The sequence below is a fragment of the Legionella fallonii LLAP-10 genome, assembly GCF_000953135.1.
GTDB lineage: Bacteria > Pseudomonadota > Gammaproteobacteria > Legionellales > Legionellaceae > Legionella > Legionella fallonii.
The window spans coordinates 3,726,366-3,749,434 of the sequence record NZ_LN614827.1 but is presented as its reverse complement, the minus strand read 5'-3'; the positions used below and the strand labels follow the sequence as shown (position 1 = coordinate 3,749,434).

The following is a 23,069-nucleotide window of genomic DNA, read 5'->3' as shown; positions in this document are numbered from 1 at the left end:
CGTTCAATTTTTCTTGATACAGCAATGGCGCGGTACGTTGAGATTGATGATGGTCAAGAAAAAATCAAGGGTAATTGGCAGGTGCAGTGAACGAGCTTTATGGCTATGGGATGGCAGAATGACACAGTCTGTTGTTTATCATAGAAACAAATAATAATGCTACAATTGATAATAAGAATTGATTAATCAATAAATTACAGGGAGTTTTATGATGATCAGGTTATGGTTGATAGGAATATTATTTTTAGCTAGCAATGCATTTTCTCAAACATTAATGACTAAAGTCATTGAGTTGAATTACATACAAGCCGATAAAGTAATTCAATTAATCAAGCCGCTATTACAACCTGGTGAAAAAGTAAGTGGATCGGGGCAAACGTTAGTAGTTAAAGTAGAACCCCAAACCCTGACCCAAATTAGAGATATTCTTCATAAAGTTGATGTGGTTCCTGTTACTTTTAATATATCTATTTATCAAGGGGACCCTAATTGGCTTAGATCCCAACAGGGTAATTCAGTAAGTTATGGTACTCAGCCACAATACCAACAGTTGCGCAACCAATCAGTAAAAGTCATGAGTGGCGAATCGGCTCTGATTGCGATGGATCAGGAAGTTCCTATTATTAGTTCTGTGGGGGCAGGTTTTTTCACAGGAATAGATTATCAGCAGCATAATATTAGAAATGGTTTATTAGTACTTCCTGTGTTGAAGGGATCCCAGGTCAAGATCACCTTGAAGAGACTGCGTGAACAGGCAAACCCAGCAGGAGGTCAACAATTTGATAATCAGCAATGGAATACAACACTGATGGTTCCATTAAATAAATGGGTTTCATTGGGAAGCGCGGAGGGCAGTGCTGATACCGACTCATCCGCTACCTCTTATTCTGCAGGAAGACCCTTTGCGCAAAACTCAACCTTATACATTAAAGTTTCTGTGGTTCATGCCGTGCCTTCTGGAGCGAAAAATAATAATTCAGATTCGGACATCGGATGGCATTAAATTAACGTGAGTTTCGGATAAGACAGATTATGTAGATACTATCTTGCGATGTTATCCGAAACTCATGTTAATTTAGCATTTCAATATAAAATAAATTATCTATTTGTAATTGAATTTTTCATAAAGAGCAAAATATTTTCTTTATGGTATATAATAAAAATGAGTACTGAAAATTTTGAGAGGGGGGATCTGATGGCAATTATAAGCTCTTTAGCACATCATCTGCTTATTGCAATGCCTTCGCTAAAAGATCCCAATTTCGAGCGAACTGTGATTTACGTTTGTGAACATAATGAACAAGGTTCCGTTGGGTTAATCATTAACCGACCTATGCAATTTCCATTATCCATTGTTTTTGAACAATTACATATTGAACCCATTCGTGTAGAACAAAACCGTTTACCATTATTATTTGGCGGGCCAATTCAACCAGAAAGAGGTTTTGTCATTCATAAGCAAATAGGGGGCTGGCGTTCTAGTCTATTTTTGCAAGATGACGTGACGGTTACTACGTCAAATGATATTATTCGTGCAATAGCAGACGATACAGGACCTAAAGACGTTTTGGTTACACTAGGCTACGCAGGTTGGACTGAGAGTCAATTGGAAAAAGAAGTAATGGATAATGTGTGGTTAATCTGTCCCTATAAATCAGAAATCCTTTATGAGGTACCTTTTGAAGATCGATGGGAATATGCTGGATCAACTTTGGGAATTAAAATGAGTCAACTAAGTTCTTGTGCTGGCCATGCCTGAGGGTGTTTATCTGGGGTTCGACTTCGGTTTTAAACGCATTGGCGTCGCTGTGGGGCAGAGATTGACTTGCAGTGCCTCTCCTTTACCTACGCTTGACGCAAAACAAGGGATTCCTGACTGGAGTTCAATACAAAAAATTATTACTCAATGGCGGCCACTTGCCTTGATAGTTGGACTACCCACTTGCATTGATAATAGTGAACTTTATACTACCTCCGCCGCACGTCGATTTGCTAAACAATTACGCAAGCACTTTTCTTTACCGGTTCATTTAGTGGATGAACGGCTTTCTACTGTCGAAGCTCGAGGGAAATTATTTGAGCATGGTGGTTATCGTAAACTAAAAAAAACACAAATAGATGGTGTAGCTGCCTGTGTGATACTTGAACAGTGGTTACAATATCCTGAAGAAACAGAATGAGGTTTTATGAATCATTTTCTCGAAATTAGTCAATTATCACGTCAACAAATTGAATCAGTACTTCAACGAGCTATAGATTTTAAATCGGAGCCTCTTTATCCAGTTTATGCGCAGCACACTGTTGCTAATCTGTTTTATGAAAATAGTACTCGCACTCGGGTGAGTTTTGAAATGGCTGCAAATCATTTATCTATGCCTGTTATCAATCTTGATGTACAAAATTCCTCAGAGAATAAGGGCGAAATCATAGCTGATACGGTAAAAACTCTGGCTGCTATGGGGATTCAATTTTTTGTGGTGCGACATAAACAAGAAGGATTGCAGCAAGAATTAGCTGCACAACTGGGACATTCTGTTCATATTATCAATGCGGGTGATGGAACTCATGCTCATCCAAGCCAGGCTATTTTAGATATGCTGACTATCGTGGAACAAAAACCACATTTAGATAAATTAAAAATTGCTGTATTGGGGAACATCAAACATTCTCGAGTTGCCAATTCCTTCCAAAGTATTTGTAGCACGCTGGGTGTTGGTGAACTGGTATTGATTGCTCCAGAACTTTGGCAGCCTTTAAACCCTGAATACGGTAGGGTAACTGATAATCTAGAAGACGGTTTAGCGGATGCTGATGTTGTGATCTGTTTACGGGTACAGCGTGAACGTTTGTTAGAGACAGAGCATTTAGATCTAGAGTCTTATAGGCGAGATTTTGCCTTAACCCAAAAAAGTTTGGCTTATGCTAAGCCTGATGTCATGGTAATGCATCCTGGCCCAATAAATCGTGGCATAGAAATAGATTCTGATATAGCTGATGGTGAGCGCTCATTTATTCTCCAGCAAGTGGCTAATGGTGTGTTTGCTCGGATGGCTATTTTTGATTCATTGCTCCAGAGTGAATAGAATTATTCCACCAGCTGCCTCCTAATGCCTGAAACAATGCTACTGCATCAGACAGTCTGTTGGTTTGTGCTTGGATTAATGTAAGTTGTGCTTGCTCGTACATTTGTTCATTGGTGAGTAATGTTAGTATACTGACATCACCTACCTGAAATTGACGGCGCGAAATGTTGAGACTACGTAAGGTGGCTTGCTCTGTTTGACTCGCGACATTTAGTGCTTCAGCATCCAACCTAATGGCCTTTAAAGTATCCGTTACATTCTGAAAAGCATTAATAACCGTTAATTTATATTGCTCAACTGTTTGTTTATATGCTGCTTCTGCCGCTCGTTGTTTGTGCAGCAGTATGCCCCCTTGGAAAACGGGCTGGGTGATAATTCCTGCTAGAGACCAAAACAAGGTATCTGTTTGTAATAGATTAACAAGGCTTGCCGCTGCGGTTCCGGCACTAGAGGCACTAGTGAGGCTAATATTGGGTAGGCGATTAGCTGCAGCGACTCCAATGAGCGCATTAGCTGCTTTCATTTGTTCTTCAGCCGCTCGTATATCAGGCCTATGTTCCAACAGTGTTGAGGGAAGAGCAATAGGTAATTCAGTAGGCAGATGCAATGAGTTAAAAGTGAACTCAGGAGTTCGTTTGTCATCAGGAAAACGTCCTGTGAGGGCATTAAGCAGATCACGTTGAAAGGCTAATTGTTTTTCTAATGGCAGCAACGTTGATTTTGATGTGGCTAGAGCTGCTTCTTGCAGCGCTACATTGGCCAAAGAAGTATCTCCGAGCTTGTATTGTTTGTGCATAATGGCTAATATTTTTTCTTGGCTGTTTATAATTTGCTTGGTAACCTTTATTTGTTCACGAAGAGCTGCCTCTTGAATGGCCGCATTAATTACATTGGCTGCTAAAGTAAGATAGGTTGCTTCTAATTGATAGCGTTGTAATTCTGCTTGGGCGACTGAAGACTCGACTTGCCGTCTTATACCACCGAAAACATCGATAGTATAAGAAACAAAAACTTGGCCAGTAAATAAATAATAATTGTTTTGATTGGAGGCTAAGGCTGAGGTGAGGATAGTTGCTATTTGTTGTTTTGTCGGCGCAAACGACGCCCCTACCGCCGGGTAAAATGCTCCTTGTTGTATGCTAATATTTTCCAGGGCCCCACGTAGGGCTTCCTGAGCAACGCCAACGTTGGGATTATGTTTGAAGCTGGCGATGACTAGATCATTCAATGGTTTTGAATGAAATAATTCCCACCATTGAGCAGCAATTTGTTTATTCGTTTGAAAGTGTTGTGCGTTACCCAATTTTGTTTTAGTGGCTACAGTGGGTTGAGTTGTTTGAGGAGTATAGTTTTGGGGTATGTTAATTGCTGGTCGCGTGTAATTAGGGCCTACCTTACAGCTATTTAATAATAAAAAATTGACGAGCAAACTAGCCCACGCTAATGCGCTTCTATTCATTGCATTGCTCTCCCAAATAAGAGCTTACTTTCTTTTTTATAAAAGCGTTCCATTCGGTAGTAGTAAGTAGGTAAAATGAACAAGGTAAGTAATATCGATACGATTAATCCTCCAACTACTATGGTCGCTAATCCACGTTGAACATCAGTGCCTACGCCTGTTGCCAGTGCTGCTGGAAGCATTCCAAAAGAGGCAACGCTTGCCGTCATTAGTACAGGTCTTAAACGTTCAACAGCACCATCAATGACCGACTTATACAGTATTACTGATACGGCGAATATTAGCTACGATAATAATTCCATTTTGCACAGAAACACCAAATAGGGCGATGAAACCAACGGCAGTTGCTGCATTGAGCGTTTGGCCTGTGATATGTAAGGTAATCAGTCCTCCAACCGTTGCTAGTGGAACAACACCTAGGACCAGCAGAACAAACCGTAATTTTTGGAATTGTAGAAAAAGCAGAATAGACATTAGAACTAAAACGATAAGTAAAATATAAGCAAATCGTTTTTGTGCCCGTTCTTGACTTTCGAATTGCCCAGCCCACTCTAAGGTAAATTTTTGATGATCAAACTGAACTTCGGAGTTTATTCGTTTCTGAGCTTCATGGAGATATGAGGTAAGATCGCGGCCTCTGTTATCAATACGTACTGTAATTTCACGTTTCGTTTGTTCGTGCATAATATTACTTTCCCCGGTTTGATAATTGATAGAAGCAAGTTGGGAAAGTACTATTTTTGCTCCAATTGAGCTGCTTAAAAATAGATTCCCTAAAGCTTCGGTACTATTTTTATTATCTTTAGGAAAGCGCACTGTTGCATTGTAAATTCGATTGCCCACATAGATTAGGGCCACTGGGGCCCCTCCTAGACCTGTTTGGATGAGGTTAGTGATATCACCAACATTTATTCCATAACGTGCTATTTTCTTTCGGTCTATTTTTACTACCATCTGTGGAATAGGTGGTTGCTGAAAAACTGAGGCCGATGCTGTTCCTGGAATAGTTTTTAATATGTTGACAATTTCTTCTCCAATACGACGCCCCTCCTTTAAATCCTCGCCATAAATTCTTAAGGCCAAGGGGCTGTGTGAGCCTGAAATCAAGTCATTAATATTATCGATGATAGGTTGACTAATACCGACGGTATAACCAGGCATTTGTGAAAATTGTTGGTCTAATTTTTCAATAAATTGGTCTTTGTTTTCTCTATCGGGCCACTGAGAGTAGGGCTTTAAACCAACACAAGCCTCAACATGAGAGGGAGTCCATGGATCCGTACCATCATCGCTGCGTCCTAACTGTGTGACGACATAGGAAACTTCAGGATGCTTTAATAAGCTACGACGTAATTCGCCGGCCATTTCATTCGCTTTTTCTAAAGAAATACCAGAGGGCATATCCGCTTGAACCCATAGTGAGCCCTCATCTAGATCAGGTAAAAATTCTCGTCCGGCAGTAATGCCTAATAAGAGAACCATAATAAGTACTAAAGCTCCACTAATATAAGCAAATCTAGGGCGAGTTAATAAATGAGCTAATAGTATGCGGTAGCGTCTGGTTAACCATATTAGCGGGCGGTTATGAACTATTTTTCGTGGTTTATGTAGAGCGGTATAAGCAAGCCCGGGAACAAGGGTCAAAGCACAAATTAATGCACCAAGTAGGGCGTAAGAAATGGTATAAGCCATGGGAGTAAATAGTTTTCCTTCTGCTCGTTGAAAAGCAAATAAAGGTAAATAGGCTGAAATAATAATCAATGTAGCAAAGAATATAGGACGGGCAACGTATCCGGTAGCTTTAAGGGTATCTTCAACAGATAACGGTATTTGGGGATTCTCTTCACGTTGACGCAAAATAGCTTCCATGACCACTATGGCGGCATCGACAATGACACCAAAATCAATAGCGCCCAGAGAGAATAAATTAGCGGGAGTATGGGTTTCATTCATCATGATAAAAACGGAAACAAGCGCGGCAGGAATAGCAATAGTTACTACGAGGGCTGTTCTAATGTTTCCAATAAATAAAATAAGAACGAGGCATACAAAAAAAATACCCTCTATAATCGTTTCTCTGACTTGTCTGCTAGTTACTTGGACTAAGTCATCTCTATCAAGGTAAGGCGCTATTTTGACGTCTTGAGATTTTAATTGTTCTTGTAATGTGTCTATTTGAGCATGTAGTTGTTTAAGTACTTGGGATGGGTTTTCATATTTGCGCATCAGTACTACGCCTTGTATAGAATCTGGGTTGTTGTTCTTCCCTAAGATTCCCTCCCGCTCTTGATGGCCAAATTGTAATTGGCCAAGGTCCCTGACAAGTACTGGCACACTATTTTTTTGAGTAACTACCACCTGTCCTAAGTCACTTAGAGAGTTGATTTGTCCTATGCCTCTAACAATATAGCTTTGTTCTCCACGAGAAATACGACCTCCTCCAGCATTAGAGGTATTATTGCCAATTGCGGTAGCGACGTCGTTGAGTACTATTCCGTAATGCTGCATTTTTTGTGGATCAATAACTAGCTCATATTGTTTCGTGAGTCCCCCAAAATTATTGACATCACTAACTCCCGGAACTTGTTTTAAAGTAGGAATTACAATCCAGCGCTGGATTTCTGATAATTCCATTAGATTTTTGGTGTTTGATTCCAGAGTATAGCGATAAATTTCCCCACCAGCCCCTGTAAGGGGATCCAGTGTAGGTTGAATACCATTAGGTAAGGTTGCTTGACTGATATGATTTAAGACCCGGTCACGAACAAAATAATCGTTTGCCCCATCTTGGAAAACTAATGTAATCAATGAAAGAGCAAAGGTGCTACTGGAGCGAATACTAGATAGCTCAGGAACATTAGTCAGCACTCGTTCGAGAGGAATAGTGATTTGTTTCTCGATTTCCTCTGCTGCTAATCCAGGAACTTGGGTTGTTACTTGCACTGTGACATCGCTTAATTCAGGGTAGGCCTCTACTGCCATATGAGTACATGAAATATAACCGTAGAATGCGAGAATAATAGCAACTCCCCAGGCTATGTGACGTCGTCGAAAGCACAATTCAATAAGCCGGTTAATCATTGATAAATATCCCGCCATTAACCACGATGCGGTCACTGTCTTTTAAGCCGGATTCAACGCGTATTGTATTGCCGTCTTCTGTACCGAGTTGAACGATTTTTCTCTCAAATGTCCATGGGGCTGTTTCAACATAAACAGAGGTCGTATCGTTATTCATGAACAGTGCTGAGATCGGAATAAGAATCGATTTGGGTTGTGGAACTGTCACTTTGATTGTGGCATACATATTGGGTTGGAGTTTTCCATCCGGATTAGGGAGAGCGATGCGCGTTTTGTTTCTATGGGTGTCAGGATCCACTAGCGCATTGACAAAAGTAATTTTGCCTTGGAGATATTGGTTCGGATAGGCAGATAAAGAGATTTCTACTGGCTGATTTGGGGCAATAGAACCAATTATGTTTTCTGGAACATTGGCGGTGACCCATATTGTTGAAAGATCCACCAGGCTCATCAATATGGCTGTTGGATCAGTAATGTACGAACCTAGTCCATAATTCAATGCGGTAATTTTACCATCCCTTGGTGCTCTTATCGTTAATGAACTGAAACCATTATTGCTTAAGGTGTGTAATCTGTTAGCTGTGCGTTTTGCTTCAGCTTGAGATTGAATGTAGTTGCTTTCTGCTATTTGTACGTCTTTAACCGCACTTCCACCAGCATGATTTACTGCTTTTGCTCGTTTTAATGCTTCAGTTGCTAATTGGAGCGTCGCTATCGCTTTGTCGTTATCTGAGGAGGCTTGGGCTAAGTCCGGAGAACTAATTTCTGCTAATATTTGATCTTTTTTAACCAAATCACCAATGTTGGCATTGAGTTTTGTTAGGCGCCCGGTTAATGGCGGCAAAAGATTAACATTATGTGTTGGATCGATCTCTATTACTCCAGGAAGAGAAACAATGTGCGGCAAATTAGAAACAGAAACAGGCTTAATCGTTAATTGTGCGCGTAAAGGAGAATGTTCAGGAATTTTAATTTGATTTCCTTGGCGTATCATCATAGGCGGGACATCAGACTGCTCTCGATTCGAATACCAATAGTATTGAAATAAAATAGTAATAAATAACAGACAAACTAATGCCATCAGTAATATGGCAATTGATTGTTGTTTCGTGGAAAGCTTTTGGTATTGAGCACTGATTCTTGCTCTGAATTTCACCTAAGTTGTCCTTGTGATTTTAGCGCGCTGATTCAAAAGGTTATCCGAAAAGTAACGCCTCTACAACAAGCATTAAGGGTTTATTCGGCTATAAAACCATCCCGTTGACCTGGCTATCCCAAAGTTTTTTAAAATAACCTGCTTCATTATTGATTAATTCATCAAATGTTCCTTCTTCTATGATGCACCCGCCTTCCATCACAATGATTCTATCCATATGGCGTATAGTCGATAGACGATGAGCGATGGCAATGACTGTGGCTTTATTTTGCTCTAATATGAGATTAATAGATTGTTGAATTTCTTGTTCAGTAATACTATCCAGGCTTGAGGTTGCTTCATCAAGAATAATAATAGGGGCTTTTTTTAGAATAGCTCGTGCTATGGCAATTCTTTGTCTTTGTCCTCCTGAAAGCTTCACTCCTCGCTCACCAACCAAGGTTTGATATTGTTCTGGAAGAGATTCAATGAAGTGATCGATATTAGCCATTTTGGCCGCTTCTTTAATATCTTGGAGCGATGCATCATCTCTTGCGTAACCAATATTGTCGCCTATGGAGCGATGGAATAGCATAATATCTTGGGGTATCAGCGCTATTTGTTTCCGCAAGGAATCGGAGGTGATGCGATGTATGGATTCATTATCTACGAAAATAGAGCCTGTAGTTGGTGTGAAGTTTTTTAGCAATAAAGAAATCAGTGTTGATTTTCCTGCCCCAGAGTGGCCAATCAAACCTATTTTTTCTCCAGGTTTAATCCTTAGATTGAGATGAGAAAAAATCTGATCTCCTTGGTCATAAGCAAATGATACATTTTGAAACTCTATGCCTCCTTGGCTAATGCTATACTCTTTGGCATCAGGGCTATCTGTTTCTGTATGAGAGGTTTCTAAGATAGAAAATGATGATTTGAAATCGCCGAGCTCTTTCATAAAAGAGCATAAACCGGTCATGAAACTCCATAAATCAAACGAAATAGCAATAGTTGTTAACATGACAAATATAAAATCGCCTGTGGTAATTTGTGCATTTTTTCGCAGATAGATCATGAACAAAAAAATAGTGATTAACATGAACCAATATAATACAGAGCCAATGATGTTGAATTTGAAATCGTATTTATAAAGAGCAATTTGGCGAGGTACATAACTTTCGGACATCATCGTTTTGATCCGCTTTAATTCAGCTTGACGTTTAGCGAAATAAAAAAGGGAAAAAATATTGGTAATATTATCAGAGAATACGCCTATTATTTGATGTTTACTTTCTGCTGCTTCATTGGATAAGTCATTCAATTTTAGGGACATAGGGAACATGATGACAGCAAATAAAATGCACCATAGCGCCATAAATAAAAATACGCTGGTATTGACCAGTAACAGCACGAACACAGAAACGAATACGACACAGAAATGCTTGCCAATGATGTGGTGAATATTAGCAAAGATACTGTCATAGCCATCTAAAATCCCTTTTAGTTTACTAATAATGGAACCCGTGGGAGTATTTTGAAAGTAATTATAAGAATGATATTGCACGTAATCATAGGCTGTGAGCAGAAGTTGTTGCCGTGCATATGGTTCTGATTTCCATTCGGCAAAATTGCTTAGTCGCCAAACCAGATCCAAAGTAACTTGTGCCGTAATAAAAAGAGTAATAGGGGTTATTAAATGGCCGTACTCAATGATTGAGTCGGTAGAAAAGACATCGATTAATAATTTTAATGAGTAATTATTCGCAAATACATACAATGCGGTCATCACAGGAGCTTGCAGCATTAATACATACCACCACTTATAGGGTTTCATTACTCGCCATAGAAATAGCCAGGCAGTGAGGGGATGTTTTTTAAAGTTTTTATTGAACATCAATCTATTCCAAAATAGTGCTCTTATTCATTCAACCTCTTCGGAAACTCTACTACAGAGGAGAATTGCTTCATCGATACGGTGATCGAATCCTTTTTATATACACTCTTGCTCTATGCTCCATATGTCTTTGCCGTTCTCTGTAGCGACTTTCCGACGACGTCTATTACTTAGAAGTCATATCGAATGCCTTTGTTGGGCTTTCATCTTCTAAGTACTCTTTACTAGGCGTTTTATTTAATTTGAAACTATGAAATATAGTTGGACTATAAGCACTATCGCTTTGATTTGCAAAGACAACAGTGGATGTTCTCACCTCCGCTGTTTGTGGTGGTTCAGTCACTGCGCTATTGTATGGCGTCTTGCTCATCAAACCTGGTTCGCTATTTTTTCTTTTTCTTATTGATGTTGGCGAATAAGATGGTGTCTTTTCAAGTTGAATATGATGTATCAAAAATGGTAAAGCAGCTTTATCTGAACACTGATATACAGGTGTACCGCGACCATTTAATAAAATGTCACAAAAAAATGGATAAGGAATTTGATGAATCGTACGCGGTTCATGAGGCATACTCGCATCATTGGGATCAATAAAATAAACATGCTTCAAATCAGCTCCAATGAGCCTTATAATGTGAGTATCGCTTTCCTCTTCGTCTTCTTCTGAGTCGTTTTTAGCTACCTCATAAATCTGATACCCCGGGTCATTAATGGAGAACCAACAATATCTTGGCTTACCGGTACCAATTAGAACATTATTAACATCAATCTCAACTAAACAGGAATAATGGCGCAACTCATCAATCAACGACTGAATCCCCATATTGGGATGCCAGTGGGCTTGGGTATATCCTTGTAGTTTCCAAATATGGTGAATCATCAAGAAATCATAGTAATTAGCGAGGGAGTCGAGATCTAAAACTTCTTTAGTGATTTTATCTTGGGCTAATAAGGTTGCCAGCTCGCTTTCAATATCGTACTGCAATTGCCCGCTAGTCATCTTTACTTCTTTAATTATTGTTTTGGCCTGTTCCGCTTCAATAAAAGTACGAAATGTGCATTCCTGTGGGTAATGAATAAAAGCTGTCGTAAGATAATACGCTCCTTCTTCTTTAATACCCCCTTGCTGCAACATCATTTGAGCCACTTCTTTTTCTGTTAAGTCGAAGAGTAAGTGCTGTGATATATAGTCCTCAAATTGAGTCAAAAACCAATTTTCAAACGCGTGTATTCTGGTCATTTCAGTACATTTTTTACGATAGTTGGAAATAATTATTTCTTTACTACGTTCTGTCCCCATATAAAATTTGCCATAGCGCTGATGCGCTGCGGCATAATACCAGCAGGTGCCTTCCTTTTGCGCTGATTGCGGCTCTCTTTTTCTCGTATTATCAATAAAAGCTAATTTACCATCTTCTTTAAGATAAGAGATAACAAAACCTTGCTGTTTATTTTTCTTTATCTTACCGCCAGGAACCTTTTGAATAACAAAATCTTTTTCGTTTACATAGAACATAATTAATTTATACCTGACATTTGTAAAAAGGGTTAAGGCTCACATAATTTACGGATTGTATCATAAGCGCTCATGAATGTAGTAAACCATTCTGCCCACTAAATTTGCAATTATTGGCGTTTTCTTACGTTGCTAATCTATTGTGGGAGAATGTGCTATTGATACAGTGCTTGACTTTAGGAGGAGCACTATTGTTTTGTGCTCCGTTTTATTTGGGTAACTGTAATGGTTGTTTAAACGATAGTGCTTGTTGTAAATGTTTTAAACTTACTATTGGATTGTGATTCATATCCGCTATAGTTCTAGCTACTTTGAGTAAGCGATGGTAGCCACGAGCAGATAATTTAAGTTGGTTCATCGCTTGGCTTAGAAAATTTTGTTCTGCATCGCCTAGTTTACTTACTAACTCACAAGCTTTGGCACTTAAGTTAGCATTAAGACAATGTTGCCTATCGGTTTGTATTTTTCTGATGGTGATTACTTTTTCGCGGATAATAAGACTTTGTTTGTCTGGGTTGCTATTAGGTTTTACTAGTTCTTGTTGAGATAAGGCGTGAACAGTAATATGCATATCAATTCTATCGAGTAGCGGGGCAGACAATTTGCTCAGGTAGCGACTAATACGTTCAGGGGAGCACAGACAGTTTGCCTGTGAATTGCCCCATTGCCCACAAGGGCATGGATTCATGGCTGCGAGTAATTGAAATTGTGCTGGGAACTCTATTTGTGCAGCAGCTCTAGAAATACAAATATGCCCTGATTCTAGTGGTTCTCTAAGCGTTTCAAGTACGTTTCGATTAAATTCAGGTAATTCATCGAGAAATAAAACGCCGTGATGAGCCAATGAAATTTCTCCGGGCTTAGGAGGATTTCCCCCCCCAACTAAAGACATAGGTGAGGCTGTGTGATGCGGTGCGCGAAAAGGGGGGGATCGCCATTGAGAAAAATCAGGTGACTTACCGCGGATGGAGTTAATTGCAGCACATTCTAAAGCTTGAGTTTCGGTGAGTTCTGGTAATAAGGTAGCAAAACGTTTTGCCAGCATGGTCTTACCACTTCCTGGAGCGCCACTTAATAAAATGCTATGTCCACCGCAGGCAGCGATTTCCATCGCGTTTTTGGCATGGAACTGTCCTTTGATATCAGACCAATCTAATTCCTGATGGGTTGAATGGATAGTGGGTCTAGGAGGCAAGCCAGATAAAGTAGCATCTTTGCTAAGATAAGCGCAAACCTCCCTTAAATTGTTGGCGACATACACCTCTGGAGAGCCCGTTAATGAAGCTTCATCGGCGTTGGCATGAGCAATAATTAATAGTTGTTTATCCCTATGGGCAGCAAGAACTACGGGGATAATTGCAGAAACAGCTCTTAGTTCGCCACTTAAAGCAAGTTCTCCTATGAATTCATGACCTATTAAATTTTTATGGGGAATTTGACCTGAGGCAGCAAGAATACCCAAGGCTATCGGTAGATCAAAACCACTGCCTGTCTTAGGTAAATCGGCGGGCCCTAAATTAACGGTAATTTTGCGGCAAGGGAATTCAAAGTTGCTGTTGATAATAGCGCTGCGAACTCTGTCTTTGCTTTCTTTGACAGCAGTTTCAGCAAGTCCGACTATAGCAAAACCCGGTAAACCATTAGATAAATGGACTTCTACTGATACGGATTGGGCCATAATACCTATGGCACTACGCGTTTTAGTGAATGCGAGATTCATTGTTATTCTTCCTGTATTGTTGGCTTGATTGGTCGACCATTACTTCCAAATGGTGACTAAAAATCAGATATTCTTACATCGATATTCACCTAACCCAGCCTTGATGCAAAACAGGATTAACGCTGTTTTTGTAAGGCTTATTTAATTACAAGGCGCAGGTTTAATAGAGATGAAATGATGAAGAAATCATAAAAATGTTAGGCTCTTTATCAATTATTCCTATGGCTTGATTAAGAGCTCTAAATGTCTATTATTTTTAATCCTTATCTTTTTCTTGATGGCTCACTAATTCATCAATTTGTTGCTGCAGTTGTTCCAGTTTTTCTCGGGTGCGTGCTAAAACTTTACACTGTACATCAAATTCTTCACGAGTCACTAAATCCATGCGTGCGAAAGCTGATTGGAGGACTTCTTTAAATTTGTGTTCAATATCTTTTTCGAGATTCTGTAAGCTAGTCGGTAGCGTTGAAAAAAGTTTTTTTGCTAAGTCATCAAATTGTTTTGGGTCAAACATAGTAACTCCATGCTAGTTGTTGTCGACAGTCTAACAAAACTGTCTAATGAGAACTATACCTTCAAGAACTTTTACCAGGGCTTACGCACGAAAAAAACTTTTGCGCCGATTGTTACTGTGTAATCCGATTTTAATTTTCATGCGTAGGTTCTGTCGCTCTTACCGTGCGTCCTTAGGAGCATATTCACTGGCTGCTTGCAAACCTAAGCTCGCACCAAATTTTTGTGATGCAGAGATAAAGCTAAAAAATGCAATTAGTTCAATTATTTCTTCTTCAGAAAAATATTGTTTCATTCTCTCGATTTCTGTTTGGTTAATATTATGGTGATTTATTGCAAAGAGATTAGCTAAGCGTAATGCCTCATTTAAGCGAATCGAATCCGGTTGCTCATCAGGCGGGCCGGCCTTTGTCATACAATAATGACATAAATTATTAAAGGCTAAAGCACGGCGCAATTGCTCTAAAAAATCGCTATTAAAGTGTTTACTTTTAAAGAATTCATTTTCAAGTTGCTCCCAGTACTTTAAAATACGAGGAGCATGTCCCATGAGGCGTTCAAAAGCTGTGTTACCATGGTCCGACAGTTTAATATAAGACATATTTAATTCTTAGAATTTTATCCTGAGTATAGTATGTTGCAATACGACAACTAGGAGAAGATACAGTGGGAAAGTGCTCTAATGTAAATTAGAGTTAATTAATTTTAAATACCAATAACAATATTTTAAGTTTTTATTATGATCAAAAATCTAACATCTAATATTAGGATAGCTACCTTGCACGATGCAGAGGCTATCGCGTTAGTTCATTTGCGTTCTTGGCAAGAAATGTATAAAGAGTTTATTCCAGAATCTATACTAATGAATTTATCTTTAAAAGAGCGCACTCAACAGTGGTTTGATCTCATCAAACAAGGAGTGAATGTTTTAGTATTTGAAATTGATAATCAGATGGTTGGTTTCGTTAGTATTTGTGCTTTTCGTGACAATAATGCAGATAGTGTGACCGGAGAGATCAGTGCTATTTACATACATCCAGAATACTGGCGTAAGGGATTTGGTGCCCAGTTATGTCGGATTGCAATTTCTGAACTAGAAAGTCAAGGGTATAAAAAGGTCGTTCTTTGGGTATTGGAAGGAAATATTCAAGCGCGAAAATTTTATGAGGCACTGGGCTTTGAAGCGACTAGTTCGACTAAATTAGAAGAGTTTTATGAAAGCGGTGCGTTATTGACTGATATTCTCTATCAGAAAATATTATAAAATGCTAAGTTGCATTCGCGTGTGCGCCCTAATTTAGTATATTCTTTCGCATGTTTTTTGTCTTTTGGCAAAAAACATTACCTCAGGAGCTGATATGAAAATGATTACTGCAATTATTAAACCGTTTAAGCTTGATGATGTTCACGAAGCATTAATGGAAATTGGCGTACCAGGAATTACTATTTCCGAAACCCGTGGTTTTGGTCGCCAAAAAGGGCATACAGAATTGTACAGAGGAGCAGAATATGTGGTCGATTTCCTTCCTAAGATTAAAATAGAATTAGCCTTACCAGTTGACATGGTTGATGCAGCAATTGAAGCAATTTGCAAATCAGCCTATACCGGTAAAATTGGCGATGGCAAAATTTTTGTTTACAATTTAGAACAAGTAGTGCGTGTCCGTACAGGGGAAGTAGGAACAGACGCCATATAAATTAAGCGGCTCGCTTTATGCCGGAGGGGTGCGCCAATATATGGCTTTTTGCGTGATAACTGCATCAAGAGGTATATCCCAGGGTTGAGGTTCGATAAAGTCAACTAGTTGGAATTGGTAGGCTACTCCAAATAGGTGTTTAGGTTTTTTATTTTCTAATGCTTTATCATAATAACCGGATCCCATCCCAATACGTATACATCGCATATCAAAGGCAACTAAGGGCAGGATAATTAGATCGAGTTCTTCAACTGGTATTGCCATATCCAAACTTACATCAGGCTCGGGAATTCCATACTTATTGTTTTTAAACGGTGTAGCAGGAGTTGCTGGCAAAAAAGAAAGTGAGGACTCATCCTTTAGGACAGGAAAATAGCAAAATTTGCCATGCAAGGGAGCGCTTTTCCATAAAGTATATAAATCAATTTCTCCATTGACGGAAAAATACAGCGCTATATTTTTTGCTCGCCTGTATTGTTCTAAAGTCTTAATACGCGTACAAATCTGGCTAGAAGCTGTAGCTCTATAAGTCGAAGAAATTTTAGAGCGTACCCCTTTAATGGTATTTCTAACTGCTATTTTGTATTGATCAGCCATGTGGTTTCTGTTCTTTTATTTTCTCCCTAGATTATTAGGGGTTTATAATTAAAGTTCAAGTAGTAACGTTCACAGTCTCAGTACATCTATATTAAAAAAAATAAAAAAATACTAGGAAAAGAAAAAAAAATACGGTATATAGCCGTCCTGGTATATGATTCCTGATCATACTTGACTTAACGAATAGGTGTTAACTCTCTGAGAGAATGATATGAGCGAATTATTTGAAGAAGATGAAGAAGAAGTAATTGAAGTTGTTGATGACTTTGATGATGTTGAAATAGATACCGAAATTACGGAGACGCCTAGTGCTAGTCTAGACGCACGTAGAAGGTTAGAAAATATGTTAGAAGAAAAACGTCTACGAGAAGAACTTGACGATTTCTTAGATGATTAAAATGGGCATATTATGCACACGAGAGTGTTAGTAGACAAAGGTGATATCAGTCCGGCATTTGCTATTGATGATCGCATTTTTCTGGGGGAGGGCTTATTTGAGACCCTTAGAGTAGATAGTTCTAGGCCTTGTTTCGCAGAGTTGCATTGGCAACGGCTTAGTGATTCTGCCCAGAAGCTAGGTATCCCTTTTGATCTTTCATTAGATGATTGGCAGGAGCATTTGATTGCTCAAATTAAACGAGATAATTTGTATCACGGCGGAATTAAAGCCATATTAAGCGGGGGATCTGCTCCTCGAGGTCTTGCTGAACAAGGTCAAGTCAGTCAGCTAATGTTTCAAACATTCAATTATACGCTGCATAAACACCCAGTGCGCTTATCCAGCGTTTCTTGGCTAAGAGACGCTTCTAGCCCTATTTATAGATTAAAGTCTGTCAATTATTTGGAAGCGATTATTGCTAGACGGCAAGCTCTTGTAGCAGGTGCTGATGATGCCTTATTTTATAATACCGCGCATCATGCAACTGAAACTACTTGTGCTAACCTTTTTTTAATTAAAAATAACAGCCTTTTGACCCCTCCATTAGATGATGGGGTATTACCGGGTATTACTCGTGCCCGTTTGTTAACAATAGCGGCACAAGAGAGTATTTCTTGTACGGAGCATTCTTTAACTAAGGAAATGACAAAGAATGCGGATGCCGTTTTTATTACCAATAGTTTACAAGGTATTCGATTTGTCCATTCGTTAGATGATGTTGTTTTTGATTTAAGTCATCCTTTGTTGGAAGAACTGGTTGCCTTGCTTGCCCAAGAACAAGGATTGTAAGCGTTATTTTCTAGTTTTTCCTTTTTAAAAACTTCATCAGGAAAAGAAACAAAATAGCGAGTCCGGAGAGGATAACGCCCCCATTTCTATAAAAATGTCCAGGATTGGATAAGGCATCTATTCCTGCATAGCCAAAATAAGTATAAATAATTTCAGCCGGTATAAGAAAAATAAATGTAGTAATGATGTAAAGTCGGAATCTTATTCCTGTTATTCCCAGGCCATAGTTGACTATATTGAAAGGAACAATGGGAAATAATCGTAGGAGAGCGACGAACATCCAACCTTTTTCATCGACTCCTGCAATTAACTTGTTAAGCCTTTCTCCTCGTTTTTTTGTAAACCAGTCATAAACTAGATGTCTGGTTATTAAAAAAGAAAAGGCTGCACCAAATGTTGCACCAATCAAATTGAGAAGGGTTCCCATAACCGGGCCAAAAATAGCGCCTCCTGCTAGAGTGAGTATCATGGTAGGCAAAAACATTAAACTGGCCAAACTGTATAGAATTAAAAAAAGAACGGGCGCAAGCCATCCGAGATCATTGATCCAATCAATGATCTCAGGATAGTGTTTGTGAAAAGCCCATGCGCCAAAAATGAATACAACTAAGGCTAAAATAAAACAGATTGTTTTTATATAGTAATTTCGTCTATCAGTCATGATGTACACTTTATTACAGCTCGTGATGAGTCGCAAGTCATCTTGCAAAACAATACTTGATTGGGTATAACCGATATCAATTTCTTTTAGTGAATAAAAAAATGGACTATCTGGGTGGGAACGAAAAACAGGGGAAATGGGTCAAAAAATGGATGAGTACTTTACTGTCGCTGTGCTACAACGTAGACATTTCAAATTATCGTCGCTCGGCGTTTAACTCTTTAATTATTACCCACAGAACTTCGATACGGGATGTATTGCTGTTAGCTTGTTGTTTACCTGGACAACTCACTTTTGTTTTACCTTTGCAATTATGTGACACATTATGGGGCAGACTATTACGTCGTTTTACGGATATTATTGCTATTGATCCAACTACAGTTTTATCGACACGAAGCATAATCAAAGCAATAAAGACGGGAAGGCCTTGTGTTATTTTTCTGCAAGATATACCGGGTTTCTTAGAATATGACCTCAGATTCTATGAGCGATTTAGTTTGCTCTTGCAGAAATTACAGACAGAGGTGATCTCTATTCATCTTAAAGGTTCTAAAAGGGATAAATTATTCCCGCAGATTATTGCTCGCTCGCTCTCCTCTGAGTTATTTATAGTACCAGATCATGACGCAGTGCAACCTCACATCGCCAGTATGCGCCTTTTTCGGTTGATTAGTGATTTGGCCTTTGTCACAGGGTTCCAGCCACAAACATTATTTACGGCATTATTGCAGGGAGTACGTAAGGGAATTGCGCATCGGGCAACAATTGAAGATGCTAATCCCACTTTGTTGACGTACAGACAATTTCTTATTCGCTGTTTTGTTTTAGGAAGGCAAATTAAAAATCAAACAAAGCAAGGGGAATATGTAGGGGTGATGATGCCGACCTCTATAGCTGGGATGGTCACTTTTTTTGCTTTACAGGCTTATAAGCGTATCCCCGCCATGCTGAATTTTAGTACGGGATTCCATAACTTATTCTCCGCATGTTCCGTTGCAGGAATAAAAATTATTTATACCTCCAGACAATTTATTGCTATAGCTCAATTAGAAAGTTTGATCGATGAATTGCAATCAGCAGGACTAAAGATCGTTTTTTTAGAGGATTTAAAAAACTCCATCCATCTCAGGCATCGATGCTCTGGACTCATCAAGGCGATGTTTCCGCACTTAACTTATAAATGTCTCGGCAAAAAGAGCTCCCCTGAACAAGTTGCCCTTATTTTATTTACTTCGGGTTCAGAAGGAACTCCTAAAGGGGTGGCATTAAGCCATATCAATCTATTAGCTAACTGTCATCAAATGATCTCTAGGGTCGATTTTACTGCCAAAGATGTATTTTTTAATTGCTTACCTATATTTCATACTTTCGGTTTGACAGCGGGAAGTATTATTCCTTTAATAACAGGGACTAAATGCTTTTTTTATCCCTCTCCTTTGCATTATAAAATCATTCCTGGTTGCGTTAGGAAATCAGGTGCAACGATTATGTTTGGTACGGATACTTTTTTAATGGGGTATGCTCGTGCCGCGGAGAAACATGATTTTAGTAAAATACGTTATATTTTTGCGGGGGCGGAAAAGGTTAAGCCTGAAACGTTAAAGTATTGGCGTGAGATGTTTGGGGTTTCCATTTATGAAGGGTACGGCGCGACAGAAGCATCTCCGGTAATTTCTCTTAATTGCCCTTTAGCGTCCATACCAGGAACTGTAGGAATGGTTCTGCCTACCATAGCGAGCCGCATTGATCCTGTCGAAGGAATAGCCGAGGGGGGGCGTTTAGTATTGCATGGGCCTAATATTATGCTAGGGTATTTGAATCCTGATGCCCCTTGGATTATTAATGCCCCTTGTGGCGGATGGCATGATACTGGAGATATAGTCACAATGACTACGGATGGTTTTATTACCATCGCAGGCCGTGCCAAACGCTTCGCTAAGATTGCTGGAGAGATGGTTTCCCTTTCTGTAGTTGAGGGTATTGCTGCATCTGTTTGGCCTGAAATTTTGCATGCGGCTGTGATCGGTAAATCTTCTGCTAAAGGGGGAGAGCAGATCTTATTATTTAGTGAAGCCGCTCATGCAGATAAGGCTTCCTTTATTAAGAAAATAAAGGAAGAGGGATATTCTGAATTATTCATTCCTCACCTTATCTATTCTGGAAGTACTATTCCCGTTTTATCCTCAGGAAAAATTGATTATGTTATGTTGGATAAATTATTGCTGGAAGAACGGCAAATTGCTGAAGAGTTGTAAATGGATCTCTTCGGAAACTCGCTGAGGGGGATGAAATGTGCGGAGAGGCAGCGCGCAGAAGCGGGGGTGGCAAGTACATGAGCGTTCGAGCACCGGAGCGACGAAGCAATTTGTCTGCCTCAGCGAGTTTTCGAAGAGGTCTAATGAGGAACAAGCAGCATAAGCGCCAAGTCAACATCGAGCTTCGTCGTTTATGGCTGCTTTAAATGTATAACAAAATTCAGTATTCCGTGCCCTCGGATTGTTTCGCTACACTCATAACGACGATTAAGCCTGTCTCTATTTTTTTAATGGCTCCTTAGGTACTGCATCACTATGTTTCAGCACATAACCACCGGGGGCATCCATTAACGAGGGGAAGGGGAGTTGACTAAAGTCTGGTGCAGGAATTGATTTTCCTGAATGCGTTTTCAGCCATTTTAACCATTCGGGCCACCAAGAACCTGCATGGACAGTTGAGTGCTCAAACCATTCTTCTGCGCTAGCGGGGGCATTAGAATTCGTTCTATGACCATATTTAGTGACACTAGGAGAGTTGATTATCCCTGCAATATGTCCGGAACCGCCTAGAACAAAACGTTTGGGGCCTTTCATTAATTGAAAGCCTGTATAGGTGGTTTTCCATGGAGCAATATGATCTTTTTCAGTGGAGAGAAAAAAGGTGGGGGTATCAATATGCGTAACATTGATAGGCGTATTATTGAGGCGAATTTTTCCTGGCTTCACCAAGTCATTATTCAAGTACATCCAACGTAAGTATTGTGAATGCATGGTGGCTGGCATATTGGTTGAGTCAGCATTCCAAAATAAGATGTCAAAAGGAACAGGGTTTTTGCCACGCAAATAATTTTTGATGAAAAAAGACCAAATTAAATCGTTTGCTCTTAAGGAGTTGAAGCTCGAGGCCATAAATTTCCCGGCGAGATAACCCTTAGCCTCCATTTCCTCTTCCAGCGATTTAATCTGCTGTTCGTCAATGAACACAGCAATATCACCAGGATCACTAAAATCAATCATAGCTGCTAGAAAAGTAGCACTACGAATAGATTGATCTTTATGAGCTTTATTATAAGCCAATAATATGGTCAGTAAGGTTCCTCCGATACAAAAGCCCAAAGTATTGACTTGTTTTACATTCATTTGTTTTTGTATGGTGGCAATCGCAGTTCTAGGACCTTCTTGTAAATAATCAAATAGGCTTTTCTTCGCAAAACTGGCATCAGGATTAACCCATGAAATAATAAAAACGGTAATGCCCTGAGCAACTAGCCAACGAATTAATGAGTTGTGTGGGCTTAAATCTAAAATATAATATTTATTTATCCATGGCGGGATCATTAGTAAAGGAACTGATTTTACTGTTTTTGTTTGTGGTGTGTATTGAATTAACTCCATCATGGCATTGCGAAAAACCACTTTTCCGGGGGTGACAGCAATATTTTCTCCCACTTTATAAGCAGTAGAGTCGGACATTTTGATCATCAGTCGCGAGGATCCTACTTCCAGATCGGAGAGTAAATTATGCAATCCTTGTAATAAATTTTTCCCTCTGCTTTCCAGCGTTTCTGCCATAACTTGAGGGTTGGTGTGAAAGAAATTAGCTGGTGATAAGGCATCTAAATATTGTTTAGTAAAAAACTGTAGGCGTTTTGCAGAATTTTTATCACTGTACTCCATATTTTCTAATAAGGAACTAAAGTGTTCACTTGCTAAAATATACTGCTGACTTAACAAGTTAAAAAAAGGATTATGCAGCCAATCGTCACCACTAAAACGTGAGTCATTAATAGGCATAGGCTTGCCCTCTAGCCAGGAATTAAAGAGCGACTGAGCGAGTGTCACCGCGTCTTCCCAGTAAGCAACCTGCATAGCGATTACTTTTTCCGGATTTTTCAGAATAACAGTAATTAAATTTTGAAAATGTTCAGTAAGATTAATAAACTCTTTAACTAGTGTGGGGATTTGCGTTGGTTTTTCTTTTAAATCGGCAATAAGCTGTAAGCTTTTTTCAGCCACAGATTTCATGAGCTCATCAAGCTCGTCATCGTAGAGCATCCTAACTCCTATAGATTAATCATTTTGTTTCTTATTCTTATGTGTTTTGCATTCTTTAGCAAGATGATAGGTGTAGTTTTAAATTAATACATATCAAAAGAAAATTATCTATTTTTGAGTGCTAATCAAGAAATCATAAGATAATTATACTTTTTTTGCTCGCGAGATTCAGTATTTGCAG

Annotated in this window: 21 protein-coding genes; 9 read left to right on the top strand and 12 right to left on the bottom strand. The window is 39.2% G+C overall.

The window, feature by feature from the left end; translation table 11 throughout:
• Nucleotides 1–211 precede the first annotated feature (211 nt).
• The 4 genes from LFA_RS15580 (at nucleotide 212) to LFA_RS15565 (ending at nucleotide 3,083) form a co-directional block, all read left to right on the top strand.
• Complete coding sequence (locus LFA_RS15580) at nucleotides 212–1,003, top strand: type II/III secretion system protein (protein WP_045096986.1); 792 nt, start codon at nucleotides 212–214, stop codon at nucleotides 1,001–1,003.
• Nucleotides 1,004–1,195: 192 nt separating this feature from the next.
• Nucleotides 1,196–1,759, top strand: coding sequence for a YqgE/AlgH family protein (locus LFA_RS15575; RefSeq protein WP_045097685.1), 564 nt, complete (start codon nucleotides 1,196–1,198; stop codon nucleotides 1,757–1,759).
• Nucleotides 1,752–2,180, top strand: a complete 429-nt coding sequence (gene ruvX / locus LFA_RS15570) for a Holliday junction resolvase RuvX (protein ID WP_045096985.1) — start codon at nucleotides 1,752–1,754, stop codon at nucleotides 2,178–2,180. Before LFA_RS15575 ends, ruvX begins: the two co-directional genes overlap by 8 nt.
• Before the next feature lie 6 nt (nucleotides 2,181–2,186).
• Nucleotides 2,187–3,083, top strand: a complete 897-nt coding sequence (locus tag LFA_RS15565) for an aspartate carbamoyltransferase catalytic subunit (RefSeq protein ID WP_045096984.1) — start codon at nucleotides 2,187–2,189, stop codon at nucleotides 3,081–3,083.
• On the opposite strand, the gene LFA_RS15560 is transcribed toward LFA_RS15565, so the two are convergent.
• The 9 genes from LFA_RS15560 to LFA_RS15525 all read right to left on the bottom strand — a co-directional run bounded on the left by LFA_RS15560 (nucleotide 3,052) and on the right by LFA_RS15525 (nucleotide 14,996).
• Complete coding sequence (locus tag LFA_RS15560; RefSeq protein WP_052674007.1) at nucleotides 3,052–4,542, bottom strand: efflux transporter outer membrane subunit; 1,491 nt, start codon at nucleotides 4,540–4,542, stop codon at nucleotides 3,052–3,054. The genes LFA_RS15565 and LFA_RS15560 overlap by 32 nt on opposite strands.
• The gene (locus LFA_RS20500) at nucleotides 4,539–4,751 is read right to left on the bottom strand and encodes an efflux RND transporter permease subunit (RefSeq protein WP_269447720.1); all 213 of its coding nucleotides are present in this window, start codon (nucleotides 4,749–4,751) and stop codon (nucleotides 4,539–4,541) included. The genes LFA_RS15560 and LFA_RS20500 overlap by 4 nt, the downstream gene beginning before the upstream one ends.
• A 43-nt stretch (nucleotides 4,752–4,794) precedes the next feature.
• A complete protein-coding gene (locus tag LFA_RS15555; RefSeq protein ID WP_269447719.1) occupies nucleotides 4,795–7,623 on the bottom strand; it encodes an efflux RND transporter permease subunit in 2,829 nt (942 codons plus the stop codon).
• Complete coding sequence (locus LFA_RS15550; RefSeq protein ID WP_052674006.1) at nucleotides 7,616–8,779, bottom strand: efflux RND transporter periplasmic adaptor subunit; 1,164 nt, start codon at nucleotides 8,777–8,779, stop codon at nucleotides 7,616–7,618. The genes LFA_RS15555 and LFA_RS15550 overlap by 8 nt, the downstream gene beginning before the upstream one ends.
• 88 nt (nucleotides 8,780–8,867) lie before the next feature.
• Nucleotides 8,868–10,646, bottom strand: a complete 1,779-nt coding sequence (locus LFA_RS15545) for an ABC transporter ATP-binding protein (RefSeq protein ID WP_052674005.1) — start codon at nucleotides 10,644–10,646, stop codon at nucleotides 8,868–8,870.
• A gap of 166 nt (nucleotides 10,647–10,812) precedes the next feature.
• The gene (locus tag LFA_RS15540; protein ID WP_045096982.1) at nucleotides 10,813–12,162 is read right to left on the bottom strand and encodes a hypothetical protein; all 1,350 of its coding nucleotides are present in this window, start codon (nucleotides 12,160–12,162) and stop codon (nucleotides 10,813–10,815) included.
• A gap of 208 nt (nucleotides 12,163–12,370) precedes the next feature.
• Nucleotides 12,371–13,882, bottom strand: a complete 1,512-nt coding sequence (locus LFA_RS15535) for a YifB family Mg chelatase-like AAA ATPase (protein ID WP_045096981.1) — start codon at nucleotides 13,880–13,882, stop codon at nucleotides 12,371–12,373.
• Between the two features lie 256 nt (nucleotides 13,883–14,138).
• Nucleotides 14,139–14,396, bottom strand: coding sequence for a ubiquinone biosynthesis accessory factor UbiK (gene ubiK / locus LFA_RS15530; protein WP_045096980.1), 258 nt, complete (start codon nucleotides 14,394–14,396; stop codon nucleotides 14,139–14,141).
• Nucleotides 14,397–14,555: 159 nt separating this feature from the next.
• Complete coding sequence (locus LFA_RS15525) at nucleotides 14,556–14,996, bottom strand: carboxymuconolactone decarboxylase family protein (protein ID WP_045096979.1); 441 nt, start codon at nucleotides 14,994–14,996, stop codon at nucleotides 14,556–14,558.
• Nucleotides 14,997–15,134: 138 nt separating this feature from the next.
• Here LFA_RS15525 and LFA_RS15520 point away from each other — a divergent pair, with 138 nt between their 5' ends.
• Both LFA_RS15520 and LFA_RS15515 read left to right on the top strand, forming a co-directional pair.
• Nucleotides 15,135–15,659 carry a GNAT family N-acetyltransferase gene (locus LFA_RS15520; protein ID WP_045096978.1) on the top strand — a complete coding sequence of 175 codons (525 nt, stop codon included), beginning with the start codon at nucleotides 15,135–15,137 and terminating at the stop codon, nucleotides 15,657–15,659.
• Nucleotides 15,660–15,753: 94 nt separating this feature from the next.
• The gene (locus LFA_RS15515; protein ID WP_045096977.1) at nucleotides 15,754–16,092 is read left to right on the top strand and encodes a P-II family nitrogen regulator; all 339 of its coding nucleotides are present in this window, start codon (nucleotides 15,754–15,756) and stop codon (nucleotides 16,090–16,092) included.
• Nucleotides 16,093–16,107: 15 nt separating this feature from the next.
• Here the strand turns inward: LFA_RS15515 and LFA_RS15510 are convergent, their stop codons facing one another.
• On the bottom strand, nucleotides 16,108–16,689 hold the full coding sequence (locus tag LFA_RS15510; RefSeq protein ID WP_045096976.1) for a 5-formyltetrahydrofolate cyclo-ligase: 582 nt from the start codon (nucleotides 16,687–16,689) through the stop codon (nucleotides 16,108–16,110).
• 211 nt (nucleotides 16,690–16,900) lie between these two features.
• Between LFA_RS15510 and LFA_RS15505 the strand changes: the two genes are divergently transcribed.
• Both LFA_RS15505 and LFA_RS15500 read left to right on the top strand, forming a co-directional pair.
• Complete coding sequence (locus LFA_RS15505; RefSeq protein WP_045096975.1) at nucleotides 16,901–17,086, top strand: PA3496 family putative envelope integrity protein; 186 nt, start codon at nucleotides 16,901–16,903, stop codon at nucleotides 17,084–17,086.
• A 12-nt stretch (nucleotides 17,087–17,098) separates the two neighbouring features.
• Nucleotides 17,099–17,917, top strand: coding sequence for an aminotransferase class IV (locus LFA_RS15500; RefSeq protein WP_157010391.1), 819 nt, complete (start codon nucleotides 17,099–17,101; stop codon nucleotides 17,915–17,917).
• A 10-nt stretch (nucleotides 17,918–17,927) separates the two neighbouring features.
• Here LFA_RS15500 and LFA_RS15495 read toward each other — a convergent pair whose 3' ends face one another.
• Complete coding sequence (locus LFA_RS15495) at nucleotides 17,928–18,578, bottom strand: TVP38/TMEM64 family protein (protein WP_045096973.1); 651 nt, start codon at nucleotides 18,576–18,578, stop codon at nucleotides 17,928–17,930.
• A 101-nt stretch (nucleotides 18,579–18,679) separates the two neighbouring features.
• On the opposite strand from LFA_RS15495, the gene LFA_RS15490 reads away from it, so the two are divergent.
• Nucleotides 18,680–20,833: an AMP-binding protein gene (locus LFA_RS15490; protein ID WP_045096972.1), complete on the top strand. Its 2,154-nt coding sequence runs from the start codon at nucleotides 18,680–18,682 to the stop codon at nucleotides 20,831–20,833.
• Nucleotides 20,834–21,112: 279 nt separating this feature from the next.
• Here the strand turns inward: LFA_RS15490 and LFA_RS15485 are convergent, their stop codons facing one another.
• Nucleotides 21,113–22,888, bottom strand: coding sequence for a PHA/PHB synthase family protein (locus LFA_RS15485; RefSeq protein ID WP_045096971.1), 1,776 nt, complete (start codon nucleotides 22,886–22,888; stop codon nucleotides 21,113–21,115).
• Nucleotides 22,889–23,069: the final 181 nt, after the last annotated feature.